Here is a 25,446-nt window from a genome sequence, read left to right on the forward strand (position 1 = left end):
ATGGGACTGTTTGATTACAAAAATGCCGGCAGTGAAGCCGGCAAGGCGCTGTACAGCGATGCCATCGCGCTAACGCTGTATGCCTACACGCCGACGGGCCAGCCATTGCCCGCCACCGGTTGGGCGCCGATTGGCGCCTCGGCCCTGGGCTATCAAGGCAAGGTCGGCCCGCAAGGCTCGTACTTTGGCGAGAAGGACGGTTTCACCAGTGCCGAAGCCGAAGTGCTCGGCAAGTACGACGCGGCCGGCAAGCTGATCGGCCTCGGTGTAGCCTTTCGCGGCACCGGGGGCCTGGGCTACAGCGACACCTTCGGCGACATCAAGAACAACTTGCTGGCCGCCATCGGCCCGGTGGATTACGCGAAGAACTACGCCAAAAGCGCCTTCGACACCTTGCTCAAGGACGTCGCGGCGTTCGCCATCGCCCATGGCCTGAGTGCCAAGGACGTGCTGATCAGTGGCCACAGCCTCGGCGGACTTGGGGTCAACAGCGTGGCAGAACTGAGCGGCGACAACTGGGGCGGGTTCTTCAAGGACGCCAACTACGTGGCCTTCGCTTCGCCGACCCAAAGCATCTCGAATAACGTGCTGAACGTCGGTTACGAGAATGACCCGGTGTTCCGTGCGCTGGACGGCACCACGTTCAGCAGCGGTTCGGTGGGCAAGCACGATGGTTATCAGGCGTCGGCGACCAACAACATCGTCAACTTCAATGACCATTACGCCTCCACCGCGCAGAACCTCACGCCGTTCAGCATCCTCAACCCGCTGAGCTGGTCGGCCCACGGCTCGCTGGGTTATGCCGATGGTTTGAACCGGGTAATCGACTCTAAGTTCTACGATCTGACCAGCAAGGATTCGACGCTGATCGTCTCCAACCTGGCGCTGGAGTCCCGGGGTAAAACCTGGGTCGAGGACCTGGGCCGCAGCGGCGAACCGCACACCGGCAGCACCTTCATCATCGGCACCGACAGCAACGACTTGCTCAAGGGCGGCGCCGGTAATGACTTCATCGAGGGCCGGGCCGGTGACGACCGTTTCCGCGATGACGGCGGCTACAACATCCTGCTGGGCGGCAAGGGCAGCAACACCTTTGAGCTGCAAAAGCCGTTGCAGAACTTCAGCTTTGCCAACGACGGCGACGGCACGTTGTATGTGCGTGACGCCTACGGCGGCATCAGCCTGACCCGGGACATCGGCGCGCTGGTGAGCAAGGAGCCGGGCTCATGGTTTGGCACCAAGGACGTCAGTTACAACGTCACGGCCAGCGGCTTGCTTAACGGTAATGATCTGACCCACTACAACCATTCGCTCAACGGCGACGCCTATGGCAACGCGCTGGCGGCCACGCTGGATGGCGATTGGTTGTTCGGCAATGCCGGTGACGACCTGCTGCGCAGCGACAAGAGCCACGTCACCTTCATCGGTGGCGCGGGCAATGACGTGATGCACGCGGCGGGCGCTGGTAACAACACATTCCTGTTCAGCGGTGCCTTTGGTTTCGACACGATCAATGGCTACCAGGGCAGTGACAAACTGGTGTTCATGGGCGTCCAGGGCGCGGGGCAGGGCTATGACTACAAACAGCATGCTTCACAGTCCGGCCACGACACCGTGCTGAAGGTCGGCGATTTTGCCGTGACCCTGGTCGGCGTCGGGCTGGATAACCTTTCCACTTCAAGTTTTACCTTTGCATAACGGCTGCATGCACTGAAATGCTCCGGAGCGCCTCATTCCCGAGGCGCTTTGGCTGTGAGCTATCTCTGACAATTCCAACAAAAGAGAGGCAATAGCAAATGGGTGTTTACGACTACAAAAACTTCACCACAGCCGATTCCAAGGCGCTGTTCAGCGACGCCATGGCCATCACGCTGTACTCCTATCACAACCTCGATAACGGTTTTGCCACCGGTTATCAGCACAACGGTTTCGGGATCGGGCTGCCGGCCACCCTGGTCACCGCGCTGATTGGCGGCACCGATTCCCAAGGGGTTATACCGGGCGTTCCGTGGAACCCCGATTCGGAAAAACTCGCCCTGCAAGCGGTGCAGAAGGCCGGCTGGACCCCGATCACTGCCGCGCAGCTGGGCTATGACGGCAAGACCGACGCGCGCGGAACCTTCTACGGCGAAAAGGCCGGGTTCACCAGCGCCCAGGTCGAGATCCTCGGCAAGTACGACGCCCAGGGCCATCTCACTGAAGTCGGTGTCGCCTTTCGTGGCACCAGCGGCCCGCGGGAAATCCAGATCGGTGACTCCATCGGCGACGTCATCAACGATCTGTTGGCGGCTCTGGGGCCGAAGGATTACGCGAAAAATTACGTCGGTGAAGCCTTTGGCAAACTGCTCGGCAATGTCGCGGCGTTTGCCAGTGCCAACGGTTTGTCCGGCAAGGACGTGTTGTTCAGCGGCCACAGCCTGGGCGGGTTGGCCGTCAACAGCGCGGCGGACCTGAGCACGGACAAGTGGGGCGGGTTCTACAAGGATTCGAACTACATCGCCTACGCGTCGCCGACCCAGAGCAGCAACGACAAAGTGCTCAACATCGGCTACGAAAACGACCCGGTGTTCCGCGCCCTCGACGGCTCGACTTTCAACCTCGCGTCGGTGGGTGTGCACGACGCGGCCAAGGCCTCGGCGACCGACAACATCGTCAGCTTCAACGATCACTACGCCTCCACGGTGTGGAACGTGCTGCCGTTTTCCATCCTCAACATTCCGACCTGGATCTCGCACCTGCCGACCGCTTACGGCGACGGCATGAACCGGGTGATTGAGTCGAAGTTCTACGACCTCACCAGCAAAGACTCGACCATCGTCGTGGCCAACCTGTCGGACCCGGCGCGGGCCAACACCTGGGTCCAGGACCTGAACCGCAACGCCGAAACCCACAAAGGCAGCACCTTCATCATCGGCAGCGACGCCAATGACCTGATCCAGGGCGGGAAGGGCAATGACTACCTCGAAGGCCGGGACGGCAACGACACCTTCCGCGATGGCGGCGGCTACAACATCATGCTGGGCGGCAAGGGCAGCAACCTGCTGGACTTGCAACAGTCGGTGAAGAACTTCGTGTTCGCCAACGACGGCGTCGGCAACCTGTACGTGAAGGACGCCAACGGCGGGATCAGCATCACCCGCGACATCGGCAACATCCTGACCAAGGAACCGGCGTTCCTGTGGGGTGTGTTCAAGGACGACGTGACCCACAGCGTCACGGCGGATGGCCTGAAGGTCGGCAATAACCTGACCCAATACGCCTCGACGGTGAAGGGCGGCGCGGGCGCCGATACGCTCACGGCACACGCCAGCGGTGACTGGTTGTTTGGCCTCGACGGCAACGACCATTTGATCGGCGGCAAGGGCAATGACGTGTTTGTCGGCGGCGCAGGGAATGACCTGATGGAGTCGGGGGGCGGGGTTAATACCTTCCTGTTCACCGGGGCGTTTGGCCAGGACAGGGTGGTTGGCTATCAAGCCACCGATAAGCTGGTGTTCATGGGTGTGCAAGGCGTGACGCCGGACGATAACTTCCGGGCGCATGTCTCGGCGGTCGGGCATGACACGGTGCTGACGTTTGGCGGGGATTCGGTGACGTTGGTCGGGGTTGGGCTGGAGAGTTTGTCTGGCTCTGGAATCGTTATTGCCTGATAGGGACTCTTCGCGGGCAAGCCTCGCTCCTACAGGGGTTACGCGATCCCTTGTGGGGGCGAGGCTTGCCCGCGAAGAACGATAACGCGGTAAACGGCCTATCACCGTGACCTGATGGTCACGCCTGGACTCCAATACCTGCACCAACAGGAACCGGCACTAAAGCATCCGCCCACTTCTGCGTTATTTCTACAACGCACCCGCGGCATGCCGCCATTGAGTACAGGAGATTCAGCCACGTGAGTAACAGCAAAACGGTTGTCTTGGGGTTGGCTTTGGCCGTGTTATCGGCAAACGCCGCCGCAGAACTGCCTCACGGCTCGATTTTGAGCCGTTATGGCATGACGCCGGATGAGTTGCCGAAACCGGCCGCCATCGAAACCCAGGCACCGGTTGAAGAGAAAAGCCGTTTTCAGATTGAGCCGGAGCAGCCTTGGGCGACGATCCGGATCGGCGACGGGAACAAGCCGCCAGTGACCGGCAACATCAGCATCGATAATTCCGTGCAGCAGGAATATGACCGTTGTCAGAAGCTGCGGGCGGAGCTGATCAAGCGCGGGGAGCGCTATATCGTTTGCGATACCGGCATCCCGGGAATGCCTTGAAATTTGTAGTGATTTGACGGGCCTCTTCGCGGGCAAGCTCGCTCCTACAAGAGCAAGGCTTGCCCGCGATCAACGATAACGCGGTCTTTTAATCTTCCTTGCGCACCGTTGCCACATCATTGGCATTGACCTTCACGTTCGCCCCGGAAATATCCTCGAACTCGTAGAAGCCATCCTTGGTCTTGGTTTTCGGCATGTCCTTGGTCAAATACTGGGTGCCATTCTGCAGGGTCACCACCGTTGGCGTGGAGCAACCGGCCAGGGCCAGAAAGGCTGCTACGGCCAGGGGCAGGCCCAGGGTCTTGATATTCATATTTATCTCCTTGATCAAAAAATAAGCGCTATGGCGGTTGGTGCCACGGATTGCCGGAAAGTTCGATGGCCACCCGAAAAAGATCCAGTTCGCCGCGCCGCCCATCCTTTTCCGTTTGCGCCGAACCGGGTGGAGCTGGTATCTGTACGCATAACCAGTACTCGCTCGCCATGGTCCTTTTTCCTGTGACTGCAAACCCGCTCGACGACCCGTTCTATTACTTGAACAACTTCATGCAAGTGCTTGATTGGCTTGAGCATCGCTATGCCGATGTGTTGAGCCCGGACGAACAGCGCTTCATCGCCGAGTTCCACCGTTTGCCAAGGGAGTCCCGGGCGCTGCTGGTGCGGATGGTGATGCGCAAGGGCCTGCATTTCCGGGCCGGCAAACTTCATTACGTCGAAATCGGGGATACCGCCCTTGCGGCTGGCCCATTACTGCAATTGGGCTGGATTGATGAGCAGGCGCCGTTATTAATCGAAGAACTGTTCGATGTCTTGCTCAAGGCCGAAATCCTGCAATGCCTGGGGCACGCCATCGACCAGCCCAAGGGCAAGAAGGCCGATTGGTTGCCGCTGCTCAGTGAGCAGTTTCCCGAGTCCCGCCGTTTCGCGCAGTGGTGCCCGACCCTGAATGACCGCTTGTTCAGCCTGACCATCATGGGCCTGTGTGACCGGTTGCGCCTGATGTTCTTCGGCAATCTCTACCAGGACTGGTCGGAGTTCGTGCTGGCGGACCTTGGCATCTTTACCTATGAAAAAGTTGAGTTCTGCGATGATTCCCGTGGCCTGCGCAGCCGTGATGACGTGGACGCCTGTGTGTTCCTCCACGGGTGTCAGCAGCGTTTCGAGGCGGGTGAAGAGGTGGGGGCCGTTGTCGAGCAAATCAACGCATTGGCGCTAAGCAATCCCTGGCTGCAACGGCGTCGGGCCAAGTTGTTGTTCCAGATCGGCCAGTATTGTGAACGCATCGCCGATTTCCCCACCGCCCTGGGCATTTACCGCGAATGTGACTATCCCGGCGCGCGCCTGCGATTGATTCGGGTGCTGGAGCGTTGTGCTGAATACGCGTTGGCACTGGAACTGGCGGTCATCGCCGAGTTGTCACCGGAAAGCGCCGCCGAACAGCAACAACTGTTGCGGGTGCTGCCAAGGCTGCGACGCAAACTGGGCGGACCGCCGATAAAACGCGCAGGCCCGCGAGTCATGGAGCGGCTGGATCTGCAACTGCCCCGAACCGATCTGGCGCTGTCTGTGGAGTATTACGTTCAGGCCCATCTGGCCGAAGAAACGGCGCCGGTGCATTACGTCGAGAACAGCCTGATCAACTCGCTGTTTGGCTTGCTCTGCTGGCCAGCGATCTTCGCGCCGTTGCCAGGAGCGTTTTTCCACCCGTTCCAGCGCGGGCCGGTGGATCTGCTTAATGAGGACTTCCACGGGCGCCGGGCCGAGTTGTTCCAGGCCTGCCTCGCCGAACTGGATGACGGACGCTACCGCCAGACCATCCGCGAGCGCTACTTGGGCAAGTGGGGCGTGCAGTCGCCGTTCGTGTTCTGGGGCGCGCTGACCGAGGACTTGCTCGATCAGGCGCTGGATTGCCTGCCAGCCGAGCACCTCAAGCACTGGTTCAATCGCTTGTTGCTGGACATCAAGGCCAATCGCGCCGGCATGCCGGACCTGATCCAGTTCTGGCCGCAGGACAAGACCTACCGCATGATCGAAGTCAAAGGCCCCGGCGATCGCCTGCAAGACAACCAATTGCGCTGGATCGAGTTCTGCCACGAACACCAGATGCCGATTGCCGTCTGCTACGTGCAATGGGCGGAGCAGAGCGCTTGAGCTACAGCATCGCGGTGCGGGCGTTGTGTGAATTCACCGCCAAGGTTGGTGACCTCGACCTTCGTTTCACCCCCTCACCGACCGCGCTGGAAGGCATCGTCGGCCATCGCACTGTCGCATCACGGCGCAACGACAACTACCAAAGCGAAGTCGCCCTGGAGGGGCTGTATCAAACCTTGAAGGTCAAGGGCAGGGCGGACGGCTACGACCCGGCGCAAAACTGCCTGGAAGAAGTCAAAACCTATCGCGGCGACTTGAGCAAGCAACCGGCTAACCACCGCCAGTTGCACTGGGCCCAGGCCAAGATCTATGGCTGGTTGATGTGCCAGAAGTTGCACCTGCAACAGATCAACCTGGCGCTGGTGTACTTCGACATCGTCAGCGAAAAGGAAACCTGCCTGGTCGAGGGGTTCAGCGCCGATGAACTGGGGGTGTTCTTCGAGCAGCATTGCCGGTTGTTCCTGCATTGGGCCGAGCAGGAAATGGCCCATCGCGACGCGCGTAATCAAGCGGCGCAGGGGTTGGCGTTTCCCCATGCCGGGTTTCGTCCGGGGCAACGGCATCTGGCCGAATCGGTGTTCAAAGCCGTCAGCACCGGCCGCTGCCTGATGGCGCAGGCGCCCACCGGGATCGGCAAGACCGTCGGCACGCTGTTCCCGATGCTCAAGGCCCTGGCGCCGCAGCAACTGGACAAGGTGTTCTTCCTCACGGCGAAAACCCCGGGACGCAAACTGGCGCTGGATGCGGCGCAGGTGATCCTCGACAGCGCCGGCGCGCCACCGTTGCGCGTGCTGGAGATGATCGCCCGGGACAAGGCCTGCGAACACCCGGACAAGGCTTGCCATGGCGAATCCTGCCCGTTGGCCCAAGGCTTCTACGATCGTTTGCCTGCCGCGCGCCAGGCTGCCAGCCAATTGAGTCTGTTGAACCAGAGCGCCTTGCGGGAAGTGGCGCTGCAACACACCGTTTGCCCTTATTACCTGAGCCAGGAAATGGCGCGCTGGGCGGACGTGGTGGTCGCCGACTACAACTATTACTTCGACTTCAGCGCCTTGTTGTTCGGCCTGGCCCAGGCCAACAACTGGCGGGTCGCGGTGCTGGTGGACGAGGCGCACAACCTGGTTGAGCGCGGCCGGCAGATGTACAGCGCCAGCCTTGATCAAGCGACACTCAATAACGTGCGCAAAACCGCGCCTGAGCCATTGAAGAAATCCCTGCAACGGGTCAATCGCGAATGGAACGCCCTGCATGACCTGCAACTGAGCCCCTATCAGGCCTACGACAAGGCCCCGGAAAAACTCCTGCAAGCCTTGTCCTCGTGCAGCGCGAGCATCGGCGACTACCTGAACGACCATCCCCAGGGCCTGGACAGTGCCTTGCAGAATTTCTACTTCGACATCCTGCAATTCGGCCGAGTGGCGGAGCTGTTCGACGAGCAGTTCCTGTTCGATATCAGCAAGCGCGACCTCGAACGCAAGCGCAACCTGTCGCAACTGTGCCTGCGCAACGTGGTGCCTGCCGGGTTTATCCGCCCGCGCCTGACGGCAGCGCGCAGCACCGTGCTGTTTTCCGCGACCCTGAGCCCTCGGCATTACTACGCCGACTTGCTCGGCACGCCGGCGAATACCGTGTGCATCGACGTGGAGTCGCCGTTCCATGCCGATCAGTTGCACGTCAGCATCGTCAGCCAGATCTCAACGCGTTTCGTGCACCGTCAGGCGTCCCTCGGGCCGATTGTCGAGCTGATCGCCCGGCAGTTCACCGAGCGTCCCGGCAACTACCTGGCGTTTTTCAGCAGCTTCGATTATTTGCAGAAAGTGGCGCAGTTGCTGGCCGAGCGGCATCCGCATATCACGTTGTGGTCACAGTCCCGGGGCATGGCCGAAAGTCAGCGCCAGGCCTTCCTCGACCAGTTCACCAGCCACAGCCAGGGCGTTGGTTTCGCGGTATTGGGCGGAGCATTTGGCGAAGGCATCGACCTGCCGGGCGCACGGCTGATCGGTGCCTTTATTGCCACCCTGGGACTGGCGCAACTGAACCCGGTCAACGAACAAATGAAACACCGCATGGCGGCGATTTTCGGCGCGGGATACGACTACACCTATCTGTACCCCGGCGTGCAGAAAGTCGTGCAGGCCGCCGGGCGAGTGATCCGCACCCAGCAGGACCACGGCGTGGTGATGCTGATCGATGACCGCTTTGGTGAGAGCAAGGTCAGGCAGTTGCTGCCGCGCTGGTGGTCTGTTCATCCAGCAGGCGCAGCCATTCGGCGGCAAAGCGATGACAGTCCCCTGGCCAGCGAGCGGTGAGCAATTGGCGGTCGCGCACCACGAAGCCGCGTTCCGGCTTGTCCGCCGAATCACGGCTGGACAACCAAGGGCCACGCTGGAAATCCGCCGGTTGGCGCAGGGCGGCGCGCACTTCGGCTTCGACGGTATCCCGATAGGTGCGGTAATAGCGCCCCAGCCACAGGCCGGTGAGGAACCAGGCCGGCATTTCCATGGTGCCGGCCACCAGTGCGGTGACCTTGTACCCATCGATCACCGGTCGCCCGGTGGCCAGGGCCAGGGTGCGGGCCAGCAACAGCACGCCATGGCACACGGCGGCTACCGGTTTGTCGGTCTGGAAAAAGTGCCGGGCAATGCGCCGGGCCTGTCCGGACTCCAGCAGGCTGCGCATGCCCTTGGCGTGGCCGCCGGGAATCAGCAGGCCGGCAAATTGCGCCGGGTCGACATCGGCGTAGGCCAGTGGCCGGAGGAAGGCTGCGTCCTCGATCATCCGGGCGTAGTTGGCGAGGTCGGGTTTGCGTGTCATCAGCACCGGGTTCAACAGGCCGAAGCCCTTGTCCACCAGGCGTGGGTCGGCGAAGGCGGGCCGTCCCTCGGGCGTGGCGAAACGCACCTCGATCCCGGCCTGGCGCATGGCTTGCCAGGGCACGCTGCTTTCAGTCGGGTCGTAATCGCGGGTCGGCAACAGGATCAGAATCATCGAGAGCATCTTCCTTGGCCAGAAGTGGCCGTTGGCGTCGAGAATAGGTGGTCTGTGACTGGCGCTCCACCACGACCATCCAAAGTCTGTTTATTGCGGCTTTCCAATCCTGTGGTTTGTCGCATACTCCACCAAACAATAATGCCGGGATGGATCAATGAGTGCAGATCGGACAAAAGCCAGTGCTATCGAGGACAGCCGATTCCGTCTGTTGATCGATGCTGTGGTGGACTATGCGATCTACATGATCGACCCCGATGGCATCATTACCAGCTGGAACGCCGGGGCCAAACGCTTCAAAGGCTACGAGGAAGCGGAGATTCTGGGCCAGCATTTCTCGCGGTTCTACACCGAACCGGATCGCCTGGCCGGGCTGCCGCAACGCGCACTGGACACGGCCATCAGGGAAGGGCGCTTCGAAGGCGAAGGCTGGCGGGTGCGCAAGGACGGCACGCATTTCTGGTCCCACGTGGTGATCGACCCGATCATCGACCCCTCGGGCACGTTGCTGGGTTTCGCCAAGATCACCCGGGACCTGACCGACCGCAAGATGGCCGAAGAAACCCTCAAGCAAAGCGAGCAGCAGTTTCGCCTGCTGGTGCAGAGCGTCACGGACTACGCCATCTACATGCTCGACGCGAGCGGCTACCTGACCAACTGGAACCTTGGCGCCCAGCGCATCAAGGGCTACCTGCCCGAAGAAGTGATCGGCAAGCATTTTTCGATTTTCTACACCCCGGAAGACCGCGAAGCCGGCGAACCGCAACGGGCGCTGGAGACGGCTGCGCGGGAAGGTCGATTTGAAAAGAAGGCCTGGCGCGTGCGCAAGGACGGTACGCAGTTTTTCGCGCACGTGGTGGTGGACCCGATCTGGGGTGAGACGGGGACGCTGCTCGGTTTTGCCAAGATCACCCGGGACATTACCGAAGTAACCCAGGCACAGCATGCCCTGGAGCAAACCCGTGAAGCGTTGTTCCAGGCGCAAAAAATGCAGGCCATCGGCCAACTCAGTGGCGGGATCGCCCACGACTTTAACAACCTGTTGACGGTGATCCTGGGGAACCTGGAAATCGTGCGCAAACGGGTGGGGGACGAGCCGAAGATCGTTCGTTTGCTGGATAACGCGACCCAGGGCGCATTGCGTGGTGTGTCCCTGACCCAACGCATGCTGGCCTTCGCCCGGCGACAGGAACTCAAGACCGAACCGGTGGAAATACCAGCGCTGATCCACGGCATCACCGGGCTGTTACGCAGTTCCCTGGGACCGTCAGTGGCGCTGGAAACCCGCTTTGCTGGGGATCTCGAACCCGCGCTGGCTGACATTAACCAACTCGAACTGGCGGTGTTGAACCTGGCGACGAACGCCCGGGACGCTATGCCCGATGGCGGGAAAATGGTCATCAGCGCCCGGTCCGAGGTGGTCAGCGACCCGGCCCGGTCATCCTTGCCGGCCGGCCGCTATGTGTGTCTGTCGGTCACGGACACCGGGGAGGGTATGGACCTGGCCACCCTGGCGTCGGCGACCGATCCGTTCTTCACCACCAAAGGCGTCGGTAAAGGCACGGGCCTGGGTTTGTCGATGGTCCACGGTTTTATCGCGCAACTGGGCGGGCGCTTTATTCTCAAGAGCGAGAAAAACGTCGGCACCACGGCCGAACTCTGGCTACCGGTTGCCACGCCGGGTTCGATGGCCAAACCGGCCACTGAAGTGTCAGCGATGTCGCCGGTTCCGGGGTTGTCCGTGCTGGTGGTGGATGACGACACCCTGGTGTTGACCAGCACCAGCCTGCTGCTCGAGGACCTCGGCCACCGAGTGATCAGTGCGGCATCCGGGGCGCAGGCGCTGGAAGCATTCAACACCGGCCAGGCCATCGATCTGGTCATCACCGACATGGCCATGCCCCAGATGAATGGCGCGCAACTGGCGCAGGCGATCCGGGGCCTGAAGCCCGACCTGCCGATCATCCTCGCCACCGGTTATGCCGAGCGGCTTGAGGGTTTCGTGACCGAACTGCCGCGCTTGTCCAAACCTTTTACCCAGGTGCACTTGGTGGAAATCATTGCCCAGGCCATGAAATAAAAAGCGGGTATGTGTTTTTTCTTTGACTTGGGACGCCTGGCAATCCGGCTGAACTTTGCCAATTTGCGGCTCTTCTAAACGTTTTCCACTCTGTGCGAGAACGTTGTGCCAAGAATCCTGACTGAAACCGTGGCCGAAGAAGCCCTGACCGAACACAACGCCAAGATGTTCGGTTCGCCCAAGGAACGCCTGGATTTTTATCGCCGGGAAATCCAGTACGAAACCAGCATCCTGGCCAACCGCACCGATGCCTACCTGGCGGCGCAATCGTTTCTGGTGATTGCCTTCGCGTCTTGCATGGCCAATCTCAACCCCGAATGGGGCAAGTTGTTCACGCTGGTGGTGCCGCCATTTTTGGCGCTGCTGGGCGTGCTCAGTTCGTTGAACGCCTGGCCGGGGATTCGCGCGGCGTACGACATCATCGATCACTGGCACTTCAAGCAAAGCCAGTTGCTGAGCAGCGAACCGCTGATGGGGCTGGCTTACGACGAGTCGCCGCTGTTTGCTGAAACAGAGTCGAGCCACAAAGGGTATCGCAAGTCGCTGTTGTTCTCGGTGCGCACGCCGTGGATTTTTGCGACGTTCTGGATGTTGTTGGGCACTTATGCGGTTTACATCCAGGTCACGAATCCTGGGGGTTAAATGGGTGCAGGGGGTGCAGGGGGGCAAGGGGTGAATAAGCTGTTGTGGCGAGGGGGCTTGCCCCCGTTGGGCAGCGAAGCGGCCCCCGCTCTTGGGGGACTGCTGCGCAGTCCGACGGGGGCAAGCCCCCTCGCCACAGCAAGCCCTCTCGCCACAGCAAGCCCTCTCGCCACAGCAAGCCTCTCACCACAGGCAAGCCTTTTAGCCACAGGTTCAGTGCCAGCCTTGCGATTACGCCGCAATGTTGGCCGCCGTCATTTCCTTCTTGTATTGCACCTTGAGCATTTCCATCTGCTGCCCGAGTTCATCAAGCGTCGCCTTGCCCAACAACTTCTTGGCCTGAGGGAACATCTCGGTCTCTTCTTCCTCGATGTGGTGCTCCAGCAGTTCCTTGACCACCTTCACCCGGCCGGCGAACTCGGGTGTCGAAGGGTCGGTGACCTTCAAGTCCGGCAGCACCAGCGAATCCACGGTTCGGTGTTCTTCCTTGGCCTCGTAGTACATGACGTCCTGCTCCTTGCCACCGGCCTTTTTATACGCGGGGTACAGCACTTCCTCTTCCAGGCGCGTGTGAATGGTGATTTCCATCTCCAGCTTGCCGATCAACTCCACGCGTTTTTTGATCGCGCGGTCGGTGGAATCGCTCAACTGGCTCAAGATGCCTTTTACGCGTTCGTGGTCGGCTTTCAACAGGTCAATGGCGTTCATGGTCGAACCTCTTTTTTAGTCACGGGACAGCGCAGACGATCGCGTTGCCGTCAGTCGCTTACAGTGCAAGAGCATTTCCTGTGCCTGATTTCGTCTGCGGACAAAACGTTAATAAAACAATAGGTTGGCGCGGCTAATAGCCATTTGCACCGTGCAAGGTGCATGAATTGACGAGGGTATTCAGTGCAGATCGCGGCATCGGATTGGGGTTCACGAAACGAAAAAATCGCAGCCTTCGGCAGCTCCTGCGGGCGTACACAAAACCCTGTAGGAGCCGCCGAAGGCTGCGATCTTTTGATCTTTCCAATTCCGCTCAAACCCGAGAATCAAACCCCGCCGATTTCGCACGCAACATCGCCAACGTCTCCGTCGACGGAAACTCTTCTTCAATCAGCCGCAGATGATCGATCGCGTCCTGGAACTTCACATCAGCCTTTTGGCGCAGCGCCTGGTATTGGGTGAACAACTCGGCATCCAGTTCGGCTTTTTCCAGCAGTTCAAACGCCTCCCGGCTCAGCAGATGCGCCTCTTCGAACAACAGACGATTGCATTCCAGTGCGAAGTTGCGGCGAGCCTCAGGATCTACCGGAGCCGAGAAGTACTTCATAGCGTTCACCTTGATAAGAGGGGTAGCCACACGGGCTGATAATCGTGTGACCGCCTGCCTTTCAAGGAAATTTCAAAATTTTTACGCACAAAAATGGATGGAAACATAGCTTGCTATCGTAAAAAACAATCAGAATTTTTGATTATTCAGTCACTCGTAGCGAGCCAGCATCAGATGGGTGCTGATGCCATGGACCAGGATGCTCAGCGCCACGATCGACAACGTCAGGTCGGTGCACAGTAATCATTGGGGGAGAAGGTGCTGTCGGCATTGCGGATGCGCATCGACAAAGTCACGCGCCCGATGCCGTGGCCCATCCAGTTCGCCGCGTCCTTGATGTCCAGCTTGAGAAGGTCCATGCCCGCCGGGCCGATGGCCTCGTCCGACGCCAGCAACACATAGATTGGCGCCACTTCCACCCTTGCAGGAGCGAGGCTTGCCCGCGAAGACGGTGTGTCAGTCAACATCCCTATCGACTGGACGGACGCCTTCGCGGGCAAGCCTCGCTCCTCCAGGGAATGGGGTCAGGCTTTGAGGCTGCGCTCCATCCGCGCAATCCCTTCTTCCAGCAATACCCGCGGGCAGCCGAAGTTCAGGCGTACAAACTGTTGGCTGTGATCCCCAAAATCCAGGCCCGCACTCAACCCGACCTTGGCCTGTTCCAGGAAGAACCGCTGCGGATCCTCCAGCCCCAGCGCCGAACAGTCGAGCCACGCCAGGTAGGTGCCTTGGGGCACGTTGATGGTCACGCCCGGCAATCGCGTGCGCACGGCGTCCACCAGATAATCACGGTTAGCGTGCAGGTACGTCATCAGCCCGGCCAGCCAAGGTCCGCCTTCGGTATAGGCCACGCGGGTGGCTTCCAGGCCCAGCGGGTTGACGCTGTCGACCAGGCCGCAACGGGCGTGATTGACCCGCGACAGCAGTGCCGGATCCTGGATGATCATGAAGGAGGTCTTCAAGCCCGCGATGTTGTAGGCCTTGCTCGCCGACATCAGGGTGATGGTGCGTTTGGCGATTTCAGCGCTCAACGACGCGGTAGGAATATGTACGCGCCCGTCGTAACACAGCTCGGCGTGGATCTCGTCGGAGATGATCCAGGCGTCCTGCGCCAGGCAGATATCGGCCACGGCTTGCAGTTCTTCCCGGGGGAACACCTTGCCCAGCGGGTTATGCGGGTTGCTCAGCAGCAACGCGCCACCTCCGTTCAGGGATTCGCGCAAGGCATCGAGCGGTGTGGCGTAGGAACCGTCGGCCTGGGCGACGAATTCCAGCTCGACCTTGTTCAGTCCCCAATGTCCCGGTGCGTGACGCAGTGGCGGGTAGTTCGGTGTTTGCACCACGACGTTCTGCTGCGGCTCGACCAGCGCGTTCAGCGCCATGTTGAATCCCGATTCCACCCCCGGCAAAAACACCAGTTCCGACGGTTTCACCCGCCAGGCGTATTTGTTCCAGAGGTCGGCGACGATGGCGTCGCGCAGGCTGTCCGGGGCCACGCTGTAGCCGAGCAACGGGTGTTCCAGGCGTTTTTGCAGGGCCTGGATAATCACCGGCGGCGCGGCGAAATCCATGTCCGCGACCCACATCGGCAACACGTCGGCCGGGTAACGGCTCCATTTGGTACTGCCGGTTGCGTGGCGGTCGAACACCTGGTCGAAATCGAAAGTCATGCGCGGTCTCATAGAAGGCAGGGTTAATCACGGCGGCCATGATAAGCCGCAACCCCCATCGAGCACACCATTCTCCTGTAGGAGCGAGGCTTGCCCGCGAAGGCGTCATCAAAATCGCCATCGCGGGCAAGCCTTGCTCCTACAGGGAATCGGTGGTGGTGTCAGGCCACGGTGGTGTTGTGCCGACGGTCGGTTTTCATAGTTGAACTCATAACCCTGGCCTAAAGTTTGAAGTACCGGCAGCCACGCTGCCGCGACCGTGTCTGTCCAGAAAAGCCCGGAAAAGCACCGGGTCTTCACCTGATCAGGAGTGCACGATGGACCTCAACCGTCGTCAGTTCTTCAAGGTCGCCGGTATCGGCCTTGCGGGCTCGAGCCTCGGCGCGCTGGGCATGCTCCCGGTGCCGGCCTTCGCCGAGCAAGTGCGTCATTTCAAACTCGCCCACACCCATGAAACCCGCAACACCTGCCCGTACTGCTCGGTGGGTTGCGGCTTGATCATGTACAGCCAGGGTGACCAGGCCAAGAACGTCGCGCAAAGCATCATCCACATCGAAGGCGACGCCGATCACCCGGTCAATCGCGGCACCCTGTGCCCCAAAGGCGCGGGCCTGCTGGACTTCATTCACAGCCCCAGCCGCTTGCAATACCCGCAAGTACGCAAGCCTGGCAGCAGCGAATGGACACGTATCTCCTGGGATGAAGCGCTGGACCGCGTGGTCGACCTGATGAAGACCGACCGCGACGCCAATTTCATCGAGAAGAACGCCAAGGGCGAAACGGTGAACCGCTGGCTGACCACCGGGTTCCTCGCGGCGTCGGCGGCGTCCAACGAAGCGGGCTACATCACCCACAAGGTGATTCGCAGCCTGGGCATGCTGGGGTTCGATAACCAGGCGCGTGTCTGACACGGTCCGACGGTGGCAAGTCTTGCCCCGACGTACGGCCGTGGTGCCATGACCAATACCTGGACCGATATCGCCAACGCGAACCTGATCCTGGTGATGGGCGGCAACGCAGCAGAAGCGCACCCTTGCGGCTTTAAATGGGTGACCGAAGCCAAGGCCCACAACAAGGCCCGGTTGATCGTGGTCGATCCGCGCTTCACCCGCACCGCGTCCGTGGCCGACTATTACGCGCCGATCCGCACCGGCACCGACATCGCCTTCATGGGCGGGTTGATCAATTACCTGCTGACCGAGGACAAGATCCAGCACGAGTACGTGCGCAATTACACCGACGTGTCGTTCATCGTCAAAGCCGGGTTCGGTTTCGAGGACGGGATTTTCAGCGGCTACGACGCGGAAAAACGCCTGTACACCGACAAATCCGGCTGGGGTTATGAGCTGGGCGAGGACGGTTTTGCCAAGGTCGACCCGACCCTGCAAGACCCGCGCTGCGTTTATCAGCTGATGAAAACCCACTACAGCCGCTACACCATCGACCTGGCGAGCCAGATCTGCGGCATGCCCGTGGACGCCATCAAGAAAATCTGGGAAGAAATCGCCACCTGCTCGACACCGGGCAAGACCATGACGATTCTCTACGCGCTCGGCTGGACTCAACATTCCATCGGTTCGCAGATCATCCGCAGCGCGGCGATGGTGCAACTGCTGCTGGGCAACGTCGGCATGCCCGGCGGTGGGGTCAATGCCTTGCGCGGCCACTCCAACATCCAGGGCCTGACCGACCTCGGCTTGCTCTCCAATGCGCTGCCCGGTTACCTGACCCTGGGCGTGGATGCCGAGCAGGACTACAAGGCCTACATCACCAAGCGCACACAAATGCCGTTGCGCCCGGGGCAGTTGTCCTACTGGCAGAACTACAGCAAGTTCCACGTCAGCCTGATGAAGTCCTGGTACGGCAACAACGCCACCGCCGAGAACAATTGGGCCTACGACTACCTGCCCAAACTCGACATTCCCAACTACGACATCCTGAAAATGTTCGATTTGATGGGGCAGGGCAAGGTCAACGGCTACATGTGCCAGGGCTTCAACCCGATTGCCGCGTTGCCGGACAAGAACCGGGTGATGGCGGCGCTGGCCAAGCTCAAATGGCTGGTGGTGATGGACCCGCTGTCCACGGAAACCTCGGAATTCTGGAAAAACGTCGGGCCGTACAACGACGTGACCAGCGCCGATATTCATACCGAAGTCATTCGCCTGCCGACCACCTGTTTTGCCGAGGAGGACGGTTCGCTGGTCAACAGCAGTCGCTGGCTGCAATGGCACTGGAAAGGCGCAGACGGGCCGGGGGAAGCGCACACCGACATCAAGATCATGGGCGAATTGTTCCTGCGCCTGCGCAAGCGTTATCAGGCCGAGGGCGGTACGTATCCCGATCCGCTGCTGAAACTGTCGTGGCCATACAAAATCCCTGACGAACCGTCGCCGGAAGAACTGGCCAAGGAAATCAACGGCAACGCCACCGTCGATTTCACCGATGCCACCGGCGCGGCGATCAAGGGCAACGCGCAACTGGCCGGTTTCGGCCAGCTCAAGGACGACGGCAGCACCGCGTCCGGCTGCTGGATTTTCTGCGGCAGCTGGACCGAAACCGGCAATCAGATGGCCCGTCGCGATAACAGCGATCCGTACGGCATGAAGCAACATTTGGGCTGGGCCTGGGCCTGGCCATCCAACCGGCGGATTCTCTACAACCGCGCCTCGGCCGACCCGCAGGGCAAGCCGTGGGACGAGAAAAAACGCCTGGTGTGGTGGAACGGCAAGGCCTGGGGCGGCACCGATGTGCCGGACTTCAAGGCCGATTCGCCACCGGAAGCGGGGATGAACCCATTCATCATGAACCCCGAAGGCGTGGCGCGGTTCTTCGCCGTGGACAAGATGAACGAAGGGCCATTCCCCGAGCACTACGAGCCGTTTGAAACCCCGATCGGCATCAACCCGCTGCACCCCAACAACAAGAAAGCCACCAGCAACCCGGCGGCGCGGATCTTCGATTCGGTGTGGGACACCCTCGGCGTGGCCAAGGATTACCCGTACGCCGCGACGAGTTATCGGCTGACCGAGCATTTCCACTTCTGGAGCAAGCACTGCAAGCTCAACGCCATCGCGCAGCCGGAGCAATTCGTCGAGATCGGCGAAGTGCTGGCCAAAGAGAAAGGCATCGTGGCCGGCGACAAGGTGCGGGTCAGCAGCAAGCGCGGCTTTATCGAAGCGGTGGCGGTGGTGACCAAGCGTATCCGGCCGTTGCAGGTCAACGGCCAGGTGGTGCACCACATCGGTATCCCGCTGCACTGGGGGTTTACCGGGTTGACGCGTCACGGTTATCTCACCAACACCCTGGTGCCGTTCCTCGGCGATGGTAATTCCCAGACCCCGGAATCCAAGTCATTCCTGGTCAACGTGGAGAAAGTCTAAATGGCCAGCCAAGACATCATTGCCCGCTCGGCCACCACCACCGTGCCGCCGTCGGCGCGTAATCAGGAAGAAGTGGCGAAGCTGATCGACACCACCAAGTGCATCGGTTGCAAGGCCTGCCAAGTGGCCTGTTCGGAATGGAACGAGTTGCGCGACGACATCGGCCATAACCTCGGCACCTACGACAATCCCCAGGACCTGACCGCTGAAACCTGGACCCTGATGCGTTTCACCGAGCACGAAACCGACGCCGGCAACCTCGAATGGCTGATCCGCAAGGACGGCTGCATGCACTGCGCCGAACCCGGTTGCCTGGCGGCGTGCCCCAGCCCCGGGGCGATCATCAAGCACGCCAATGGCATCGTCGATTTCGACCAGGACCATTGCATCGGCTGCGGCTATTGCATCACCGGTTGCCCGTTCAACATTCCGCGCATCTCGCAAAAGGACCACAAGGCCTACAAGTGCACGCTGTGCTCGGACCGGGTCGCCGTGGGCCTGGAACCGGCCTGCGTGAAAACCTGCCCGACCGGCGCCATCGTCTTCGGCACCAAGGAAGACATGAAGGAACACGCCGCCGAACGTATCGTCGACCTCAAGAGCCGTGGTTTTGAAAACGCCGGTTTGTATGACCCGGCCGGTGTCGGCGGCACCCACGTGATGTACGTGCTGCACCACGCCGATACGCCGCAGATCTACGCCGGGCTGGCGAAAGATCCTGAAATCAGTCCGTTGGTGGGCCTGTGGAAAGGCGTGAGCAAACCCTTGGGCCTGCTCGCCATGGGCCTGGCGGTGCTGGCGGGGTTCTTCCATTACGTGCGCATCGGGCCGCAGATTGTGGAAGAGGATGAGCTGCCACCGATCAAAGACCCGGCGGTGCACGAAGTCGATCCATCGGTGCACACCTTCGATCCGCGCGGGGAGGACAGACCATGATCCGCAAGCAGATCCTGCGCTACACCGCCAACCAGCGGACCAATCACTGGCTGGTGGCGATCCTGTTTTTCATGGCCGCGCTGTCGGGGCTGGCGCTGTTTCACCCGGCGCTGTTCTGGCTGAGCAACCTGTTTGGCGGCGGGCCGTGGACGCGGATTCTGCATCCGTTCATGGGGGTGGTGATGTTTGTGCTGTTCCTCGGCCTGGTGTTCCGCTTCTGGCGCGCCAACTACTTCATCCGCAACGATGGGCTGTGGCTCAAGCGCATCGACCGGGTGATCCAGAATGAAGAGGAGGGCGTGCCGCCGATTGGCAAATACAACCCCGGCCAGAAGTTGCTGTTCTGGACGTTGCTGTTGTGCATGTTAGGGTTGTTGTTCACGGGGTTGGTGATCTGGCGCGCTTACTTCAGCGTGTATTTCGGCATCACCACGATTCGCTGGGCCATGCTGCTGCATGCGCTGGCGGGGTTTGTGCTGGTGTTGAGCATCATCGTGCACATCTACGCCGGGATCTGGATCAAGGGCTCGATCAGCGCCATGGTCCACGGTTGGGTCAGCCGCGCTTGGGCGAAGAAGCACCATGAGCTCTGGTACCGCGAAGTGACCCGCGACGAAGACCCCGATCGACCGATCAGAAAAGGATAAGCACGTGGCGACGATTCTTGAGCCAGGCGAAATCGAAGCGGCGGCGAGTTCTCCGCCGTTTCTGCATTTGCCACCGCGTAATCTGTTCACCCTGCGAGCGCGGGGGCTGGAGCGCTTGGCCGAGGGCCATCCGCTGGCCGATTACCTGCGGCTGGTCGCCGGGTTGTGCCATCTGCAACAGGACATGCTCGATGACCTGCCGGTTGATGAGCTGCCCGACGCCGAACGGTTGAGCGTCTGCCAGCAGCACGGTTTGCCGCCGTTCGCCGCTGACAGTCTGGTGCGCGAGGCGGATTGGCTGCCGTTTCTGTACGCGCTGTTGCTGCGCTATAAGCCACCGCCACAGCCTGCGGTCAAAAGCGCGATCAACACGCTGCTAGGGGCCAACCCCGGTGAGCTCAAGGCCTGGGCCGTTGCGTTGGTCAGCGGTCAATATTCGTTATTGCCCGCCGAAGTGGTGCCGTTTCTCGGCGCCGCCCTGCAAGTGGCGTGGAGCCACTGGTTGCTGGACACGCCGAACCTGGACCTCAAACCCGGCGACAGCCTCAGCCAATGCCCGGCCTGTGGTTCGCCGGCCATGGCGGGGGTGATTCGTCATCGCGGCAAGTTCAACGGTTTGCGCTATCTGGTGTGCTCGCTGTGTGCCTGTGAATGGCATGTGGTGCGGGTCAAGTGCGTGTATTGCGAGCAGAGCAAAGGCCTGGAATACGTCAGCCTCGACGATGATCGCCACGCGGCGGATCAGGCGCCGTTGCGTGCCGAAGTCTGTCCGGGCTGCAACAGCTACCTGAAATTGCTGTATCTGGAAAACGATGCTGAGGCTGAAGCCTTGTCCACCGACCTGACCAGCCTGTTGCTGGACATGCGGCTGGAGCAGGAAGGTTATCAGCGCTTGGCGCCGAATCTGTTGCTAGCCCCCGGAAGCGAATAAGCCCAGCGTCTACACTCAGGCGCGACGGTCCATTGCTTTCGGGTGCTGCTGATGTCCAACCTGCGTCTGCCTTCCATCGACAGCCTATTGCGCCATCCGGCGTGCCAGCCGCTGGCCGAGCGCTACGGGCGCGAGGCGTTGCTCGCCAGTCTGCGACAGCTGCTGGATGACCTGCGCGAGCCGGTGTTGTCGGGGCAACTGGCGGCGGTCGAGATTGCGCCAGAAGTGTTGGCGGGCCGGGCCGGTGAACGGCTGGTTGCCCAGCATCGCAGCCATGTACGGCGGGTGTTCAACCTCACCGGGACCGTGCTGCACACCAACCTCGGACGGGCGTTGTTGCCGCAGGAAGCCATTGAAGCGGTGCAGATGGCGGCGCGGTATCCGATCAATCTTGAGTTCGATCTGCACAGCGGCAAGCGCGGTGACCGTGACGATTTGATCGAAGGCCTCATTCGCGAGTTGACCGGTGCCGAAGCGGTGACCGTGGTCAACAACAACGCGGCGGCGGTGCTGCTGACCCTCAACAGCCTCGGCGCACGCAAGGAAGGCATCATTTCCCGGGGTGAGTTGATCGAGATCGGCGGCGCGTTTCGCATTCCCGACATCATGGCCCGGGCCGGGGTGAAACTGGTTGAAGTCGGCACCACCAATCGCACCCACGCCAAAGACTATGAAGCCGCCATCGGCCTGCGCAGCGGATTGATCATGCGCGTGCATGCGAGCAACTACGCGATCTCCGGTTTCACGACCAGCGTGCCGACGGCCGAACTGGCCGAGTTGGCGCACAAGCATGCGTTGCCGTTGCTGGAGGATTTGGGCAGCGGCAGTCTGCTGGACCTGACGCGCTGGGGTTTGCCGGCGGAACCGACGGTGCGTCAGGCGTTGCTCGACGGTGCGGATATCGTGACGTTTAGCGGCGATAAGTTGTTGGGTGGTCCCCAGGCCGGGCTGATTGTCGGGCGCAAGGATTTGATCGCGAAGATCAAGAAGAACCCGCTGAAACGGGCGTTGCGGGTCGACAAGCTGACGTTGGCGGCGCTTGAGGCGGTGTTGGGTTTGTACCGCGATCCGGATCGATTGGCCGAGCGCTTGCCGAGTTTGCGTCTGCTGACCCGGACTCAGGCTGACATCCTCGCCCAGGCCGAACGTCTGCAACCTTCATTGGCCCAACGGCTGGGTGATGGCTGGAACGTCAGCGCGGTGCCGGCGCTGGGGATGATCGGCAGCGGCAGCCAACCGGTGGCGCGGTTGCCGAGCGGGGCGTTGTGCCTGCGGCCGCTGGTGTCCAAACGTCTGCGTGGGCGGTTGTTGCTTACGCTGGAAACGGCATTTCGCACCTTGCCGATTCCGGTGCTCGGGCGCATTGACGATGACGCCTTGTGGCTGGACCTGCGGCAACTGGACGATGAAGCGGCATGGCTGGCGCAACTCGATCAGTTGAACGGCGGGCAGGCGTGATCGTCGGTACGGCAGGGCACATCGACCACGGCAAGACGTTGTTGCTTGAGGCGTTGACCGGTCAGCAAGGGGATCGTCGCCGTGAGGAGCGGGAGCGGGGGATGACCATTGACCTCGGTTATCTCTACGCCGCCTTGGAGCCGGGTGCGGCGTTGACCGGGTTTATCGATGTGCCGGGGCATGAGCGTTTCACCCACAACATGCTCGCGGGCGCGCAAGGGATTGATCTGGTGCTGTTGGTGGTGGCGGCGGATGACGGGGTGATGCCCCAGACCCGTGAGCATCTGGCGATTGTCGAGTTGCTGGGGATCCCTCGGGCGTTGGTGGCGATGACCAAGTGTGATCGGGTTGAACCGGGTCGAATCGAGGAAGTCCGGGCGCAGATCTCAATGCTGTTGGCGCCGGGGCCTTTTGCCGGTGCGCCGTTAATTGCGGGTGTCGAGTGTGACGGGCGAGGGCGTTGAAACCCTGCGTGACGCCTTGCTCGACGTGCAGAAAAACGTCCTTCAACGCAACATCCTTGGCGGCTTTCGCCTGGCGATTGATCGTGCCTTCAGCGTGGCCGGCGCGGGCATTGTGGTCACCGGCACGGCATTGTCCGGTGCCGTGAACGTGGGCGATACGTTGCTGCTCGGGCCGCAGGGGAAACCGGTGCGAGTGCGGGGCCTGCATGCGCAGAACCAAGCGGCCGACACTGCTTTCGCCGGGCAACGAGTCGCGCTGAATTTGAGCGCCGATCGCTTGAATCTGGAGCACATCCACCGTGGCCAATGGTTGCTGGCCGAGTGGCTGCATGCACCGACCCAGCGCCTGGACATCGAGATGCAGCTGTTGCCCAGCGAAGCCACCGCATTCCAGCATTTCCACCCGGTGCACGTTCACCTCGGCACCCAGGACGTGACCGGGCGTGTGGCGTTGCTGGAAGGTTCAAGCCTGGCCCCCGGCGAGCGGACGTTCGCGCAACTGCTGCTGAACGCGCCGGTACACGCGGTGAAGGGCGATCCCTTGATCCTGCGCGACCAGAGCGCCCAACGCACCCTCGGCGGCGGCCGCGTGCTCGATCCATTTGCCCCGAGCCGCCAGCGCCGCAGCCCTGAACGACTGGCTCAACTGCAAGCCCTCGCCAGCACCGACAGCCTTGAAGCTGTCATACCTGCGCTGTTGGCCCACAGCGACATAGGACTCGATCCGCAACGCCTGGAGCGCCAGTTCAACCGTCCTCGCGATAGCTGGGTCCTGCCCGGCGATGTGCGCCTGATCAACACCCGCCAAGGCCCGTTGTTGTTCAGCGCCGAACGCTGGGAATCCCTCAAGCCGCCACTGCTGGAACACCTCGCACGCTTCCATCAACTGGAACCGGACCAAATGGGCCCGGATCGCGATCGCCTGCGTCGGTTCTCTGGCTCCGCGCTGGACCGTCCGACGTTCATCAGCCTGCTCGACGAATTACTCGCCAGCGGCGCCCTCGTCAGCAGTGGACCGTGGCTGCATCTGCCCGATCATCAAGTGCGCCTGAGTGCCGAAGACGAAGCCTTGTGGCAGCAATTGCAGCCGACATTTGAAGCAGCCGGTTTCAATCCACCGTGGGTGCGCGACCTCGGCCATGACGAAGCGGTGGTGCGCGCGCTGCTGCGCAAAATGGCGCGGCTGGGTTTGCTGCACCAAGTGGTGCGCGACCTGTTCTACACCGACACGGTGTTGCGGCAATTGGCGGCTATGCTGATGCAACTGGCCGGGGAAAACCCGGTGATCGAGGTTGTGGCGTTTCGCGATGCGGTAGGGCTGGGGCGCAAGCGCAGCGTGCAGATTCTCGAATACTTCGACCGGATCGGCCTGACCCGGCGTATCGGCGACCGCCGCCAGATCCGCCGTGACAGTGCACTGGCCCAGGCCAACGAATAAGGAAGGCAATCGCGCCCGGTGGTGCGGCCGGGCTTCAAACCCGGTGGGGGACGGCATCCGTTCCCGGGCAGGTTCGACTCCGGCTGCCTTCCGCCATTTTCAGCGTGGCCCCAGTTCCTTGATCAGGAAATCAATGAACGTGCGGGTCTTCTGCGGCACCCGCCGTGCTGACGGGTAGACCGCGTTGATGGTGATCGGCGGTGCCTGCCATTCGCACAGCACCGGCACCAAACGACCGGCCGCCAACGCGTCTTCGACAATGAAATCCGGGAGCAGGGCGATGCCCATGCCGGCTTCGGCGGCCTGGGCCAGCAGGTCACCGTTGTTGGCGTGCAGCGGGCCGGTGACGTTGACCCGTTGCGTGTCCTTGCCATTGCTCAGTTGCAAGCTGACGCCGCTTTGCAGATAGCCGTAGCTCAGGCATTGGTGGGCGGTCAGGTCCTTCGGCACCTGGGGTGTGCCGGCGCGTTTCAGATAGGCCGGTGAAGCAACCATGATCCGTGGCGCGGGGGCGATGAGGCGGGCGATCATCGATGAGTCCGGCATGCTCGCAATCCGCAAGGTCACATCAAAACCTCCGCGCACCGGGTCCACTTGCTGGTCACTCAGCACCAGCTGCAACTCGATGTTCGGGTGCTGCTCGTGGAACAGCGGAATCAGCGGCCCCAAGCGGCGCAGACCGAAGGACATCGGCGCGTTGATCCGCAGCACGCCGCGTAACTCTCCAATACCATCCCGCGCCCGTTGCTCGGCTTCGTCCAGCGAAGCAATCAGTTCCCGTGCCGCGTCGTAATACTCGGCGCCAGCCTCGGTCAGGTGCAGGCTGCGGGTGGTGCGTTGCAGCAATTGCACGCCGATCGCCTCTTCCAGCGCCTGAATCTGTTTGCTGACTTTGGAGCGCGGCACGTCCATTGCCCGGGCTGCGGCGGCGAAGCCGTTTTCACCGACGGTGACGATAAACGCGCGCATGCATTCGATACGATCCAAGACTGTCCCCAATTTGGAATCAATGATTCCCGATTCTAGGGAATTGTTCCTTTTATCGCTAGCGCCTAAATTAGCCACAAGCCGGCAGCAAACAACGGCTA

19 protein-coding genes, 1 tRNA gene and 1 pseudogene are annotated in these 25,446 nt (G+C 61.2%); 14 read left to right on the plus strand and 7 right to left on the minus strand.

What is annotated here, in order from left to right:
- The 3 genes from ACZ89E_RS06675 to ACZ89E_RS06685 all read left to right on the plus strand — a co-directional run bounded on the left by ACZ89E_RS06675 (position 1) and on the right by ACZ89E_RS06685 (position 4,255).
- Positions 1-1,698 carry a polyurethane esterase gene (locus ACZ89E_RS06675; RefSeq protein ID WP_476255166.1) on the plus strand — a complete coding sequence of 566 codons (1,698 nt, stop codon included), beginning with the start codon at positions 1-3 and terminating at the stop codon, positions 1,696-1,698.
- A 98-nt stretch (positions 1,699-1,796) separates the two neighbouring features.
- A complete protein-coding gene (locus tag ACZ89E_RS06680; RefSeq protein ID WP_476255167.1) occupies positions 1,797-3,650 on the plus strand; it encodes a polyurethane esterase in 1,854 nt (617 codons plus the stop codon).
- Between the two features lie 239 nt (positions 3,651-3,889).
- A complete protein-coding gene (locus ACZ89E_RS06685) occupies positions 3,890-4,255 on the plus strand; it encodes a hypothetical protein (RefSeq protein ID WP_476255168.1) in 366 nt (121 codons plus the stop codon).
- Between the two features lie 88 nt (positions 4,256-4,343).
- Here the strand turns inward: ACZ89E_RS06685 and ACZ89E_RS06690 are convergent, their stop codons facing one another.
- Positions 4,344-4,568, minus strand: coding sequence for a YgdI/YgdR family lipoprotein (locus tag ACZ89E_RS06690; RefSeq protein ID WP_149660376.1), 225 nt, complete (start codon positions 4,566-4,568; stop codon positions 4,344-4,346).
- Between the two features lie 170 nt (positions 4,569-4,738).
- Here ACZ89E_RS06690 and ACZ89E_RS06695 point away from each other — a divergent pair, with 170 nt between their 5' ends.
- Both ACZ89E_RS06695 and ACZ89E_RS06700 read left to right on the plus strand, forming a co-directional pair.
- Positions 4,739-6,406 carry a VRR-NUC domain-containing protein gene (locus tag ACZ89E_RS06695; RefSeq protein ID WP_476255169.1) on the plus strand — a complete coding sequence of 556 codons (1,668 nt, stop codon included), beginning with the start codon at positions 4,739-4,741 and terminating at the stop codon, positions 6,404-6,406.
- The gene (locus ACZ89E_RS06700) at positions 6,403-8,715 is read left to right on the plus strand and encodes an ATP-dependent DNA helicase (protein WP_476255170.1); all 2,313 of its coding nucleotides are present in this window, start codon (positions 6,403-6,405) and stop codon (positions 8,713-8,715) included. The genes ACZ89E_RS06695 and ACZ89E_RS06700 overlap by 4 nt, the downstream gene beginning before the upstream one ends.
- Here ACZ89E_RS06700 and ACZ89E_RS06705 read toward each other — a convergent pair.
- Positions 8,621-9,394 (minus strand): DJ-1/PfpI family protein, encoded by a 774-nt coding sequence (locus tag ACZ89E_RS06705; protein ID WP_476255171.1) that lies wholly within the window; start codon positions 9,392-9,394, stop codon positions 8,621-8,623. The genes ACZ89E_RS06700 and ACZ89E_RS06705 overlap by 95 nt on opposite strands.
- A gap of 157 nt (positions 9,395-9,551) precedes the next feature.
- Here ACZ89E_RS06705 and ACZ89E_RS06710 point away from each other — a divergent pair, with 157 nt between their 5' ends.
- Together ACZ89E_RS06710 and ACZ89E_RS06715 are read left to right on the plus strand one after the other, a co-directional pair.
- Positions 9,552-11,474 carry a hybrid sensor histidine kinase/response regulator gene (locus ACZ89E_RS06710; RefSeq protein WP_476255172.1) on the plus strand — a complete coding sequence of 641 codons (1,923 nt, stop codon included), beginning with the start codon at positions 9,552-9,554 and terminating at the stop codon, positions 11,472-11,474.
- Positions 11,475-11,579: 105 nt separating this feature from the next.
- Positions 11,580-12,116, plus strand: a complete 537-nt coding sequence (locus ACZ89E_RS06715; RefSeq protein WP_149660381.1) for a hypothetical protein — start codon at positions 11,580-11,582, stop codon at positions 12,114-12,116.
- 231 nt (positions 12,117-12,347) lie between these two features.
- Here ACZ89E_RS06715 and ACZ89E_RS06720 read toward each other — a convergent pair whose 3' ends face one another.
- The 4 genes from ACZ89E_RS06720 to ACZ89E_RS06735 all read right to left on the minus strand — a co-directional run bounded on the left by ACZ89E_RS06720 (position 12,348) and on the right by ACZ89E_RS06735 (position 15,101).
- Entirely contained in the window at positions 12,348-12,824 is a 477-nt protein-coding gene (locus ACZ89E_RS06720; RefSeq protein ID WP_149660383.1) for a hemerythrin domain-containing protein, read from the minus strand.
- A gap of 313 nt (positions 12,825-13,137) precedes the next feature.
- Entirely contained in the window at positions 13,138-13,431 is a 294-nt protein-coding gene (locus tag ACZ89E_RS06725) for a hypothetical protein (RefSeq protein WP_149660384.1), read from the minus strand.
- 224 nt (positions 13,432-13,655) lie between these two features.
- Positions 13,656-13,844 (minus strand): hypothetical protein, encoded by a 189-nt coding sequence (locus ACZ89E_RS06730; protein ID WP_149660385.1) that lies wholly within the window; start codon positions 13,842-13,844, stop codon positions 13,656-13,658.
- A gap of 111 nt (positions 13,845-13,955) precedes the next feature.
- Positions 13,956-15,101: a MalY/PatB family protein gene (locus ACZ89E_RS06735; protein WP_463257398.1), complete on the minus strand. Its 1,146-nt coding sequence runs from the start codon at positions 15,099-15,101 to the stop codon at positions 13,956-13,958.
- A 317-nt stretch (positions 15,102-15,418) separates the two neighbouring features.
- On the opposite strand from ACZ89E_RS06735, the gene fdnG reads away from it, so the two are divergent.
- From fdnG to ACZ89E_RS06770, 7 genes and pseudogenes are all read left to right on the plus strand, one after another.
- Complete coding sequence (gene fdnG / locus ACZ89E_RS06740; protein WP_476255173.1) at positions 15,419-18,484, plus strand: formate dehydrogenase-N subunit alpha; 3,066 nt, start codon at positions 15,419-15,421, stop codon at positions 18,482-18,484.
- Positions 18,485-19,420: a formate dehydrogenase subunit beta gene (fdxH, locus tag ACZ89E_RS06745; RefSeq protein WP_476255174.1), complete on the plus strand. Its 936-nt coding sequence runs from the start codon at positions 18,485-18,487 to the stop codon at positions 19,418-19,420. It abuts the gene before it with no gap.
- The gene (locus ACZ89E_RS06750) at positions 19,417-20,067 is read left to right on the plus strand and encodes a formate dehydrogenase subunit gamma (RefSeq protein ID WP_149660389.1); all 651 of its coding nucleotides are present in this window, start codon (positions 19,417-19,419) and stop codon (positions 20,065-20,067) included. Before fdxH ends, ACZ89E_RS06750 begins: the two co-directional genes overlap by 4 nt.
- A 4-nt stretch (positions 20,068-20,071) precedes the next feature.
- Complete coding sequence (gene fdhE, locus ACZ89E_RS06755) at positions 20,072-20,998, plus strand: formate dehydrogenase accessory protein FdhE (protein ID WP_476255175.1); 927 nt, start codon at positions 20,072-20,074, stop codon at positions 20,996-20,998.
- A 51-nt stretch (positions 20,999-21,049) separates the two neighbouring features.
- Entirely contained in the window at positions 21,050-22,456 is a 1,407-nt protein-coding gene (gene selA, locus ACZ89E_RS06760; protein WP_149660391.1) for an L-seryl-tRNA(Sec) selenium transferase, read from the plus strand.
- Positions 22,453-24,358 (plus strand): annotated as a pseudogene (selB, locus tag ACZ89E_RS06765) (selenocysteine-specific translation elongation factor). The gene selA and the pseudogene selB overlap by 4 nt, the downstream one beginning before the upstream one ends.
- Positions 24,359-24,454 (plus strand) — tRNA-Sec (locus ACZ89E_RS06770).
- Positions 24,455-24,457: 3 nt separating this feature from the next.
- Here ACZ89E_RS06770 and ACZ89E_RS06775 read toward each other — a convergent pair.
- Entirely contained in the window at positions 24,458-25,345 is an 888-nt protein-coding gene (locus ACZ89E_RS06775; protein ID WP_149660392.1) for a LysR family transcriptional regulator, read from the minus strand.
- Positions 25,346-25,446: the final 101 nt, after the last annotated feature.

It is taken from the genome of Pseudomonas sp. TE3899, from assembly GCF_056279105.1.

What these genes read in the sequence shown, in the direction of transcription:
- ACZ89E_RS06720 (WP_149660383.1), bottom strand. Translation starts at nt 12,824, where the DNA reads ATGAACGCCATTGACCTGTTGAAAGCCGACCACGAACGCGTAAAAGGC.
- fdxH (WP_476255174.1), top strand. Translation starts at nt 18,485, where the DNA reads ATGGCCAGCCAAGACATCATTGCCCGCTCGGCCACCACCACCGTGCCG.
- ACZ89E_RS06750 (WP_149660389.1), top strand. Translation starts at nt 19,417, where the DNA reads ATGATCCGCAAGCAGATCCTGCGCTACACCGCCAACCAGCGGACCAAT.
- ACZ89E_RS06675 (WP_476255166.1), top strand. Translation starts at nt 1, where the DNA reads ATGGGACTGTTTGATTACAAAAATGCCGGCAGTGAAGCCGGCAAGGCG.
- ACZ89E_RS06695 (WP_476255169.1), top strand. Translation starts at nt 4,739, where the DNA reads ATGGTCCTTTTTCCTGTGACTGCAAACCCGCTCGACGACCCGTTCTAT.
- ACZ89E_RS06710 (WP_476255172.1), top strand. Translation starts at nt 9,552, where the DNA reads ATGAGTGCAGATCGGACAAAAGCCAGTGCTATCGAGGACAGCCGATTC.
- ACZ89E_RS06725 (WP_149660384.1), bottom strand. Translation starts at nt 13,431, where the DNA reads ATGAAGTACTTCTCGGCTCCGGTAGATCCTGAGGCTCGCCGCAACTTC.
- selA (WP_149660391.1), top strand. Translation starts at nt 21,050, where the DNA reads ATGTCCAACCTGCGTCTGCCTTCCATCGACAGCCTATTGCGCCATCCG.
- ACZ89E_RS06680 (WP_476255167.1), top strand. Translation starts at nt 1,797, where the DNA reads ATGGGTGTTTACGACTACAAAAACTTCACCACAGCCGATTCCAAGGCG.
- ACZ89E_RS06735 (WP_463257398.1), bottom strand. Translation starts at nt 15,101, where the DNA reads ATGACTTTCGATTTCGACCAGGTGTTCGACCGCCACGCAACCGGCAGT.
- ACZ89E_RS06690 (WP_149660376.1), bottom strand. Translation starts at nt 4,568, where the DNA reads ATGAATATCAAGACCCTGGGCCTGCCCCTGGCCGTAGCAGCCTTTCTG.
- ACZ89E_RS06705 (WP_476255171.1), bottom strand. Translation starts at nt 9,394, where the DNA reads ATGATTCTGATCCTGTTGCCGACCCGCGATTACGACCCGACTGAAAGC.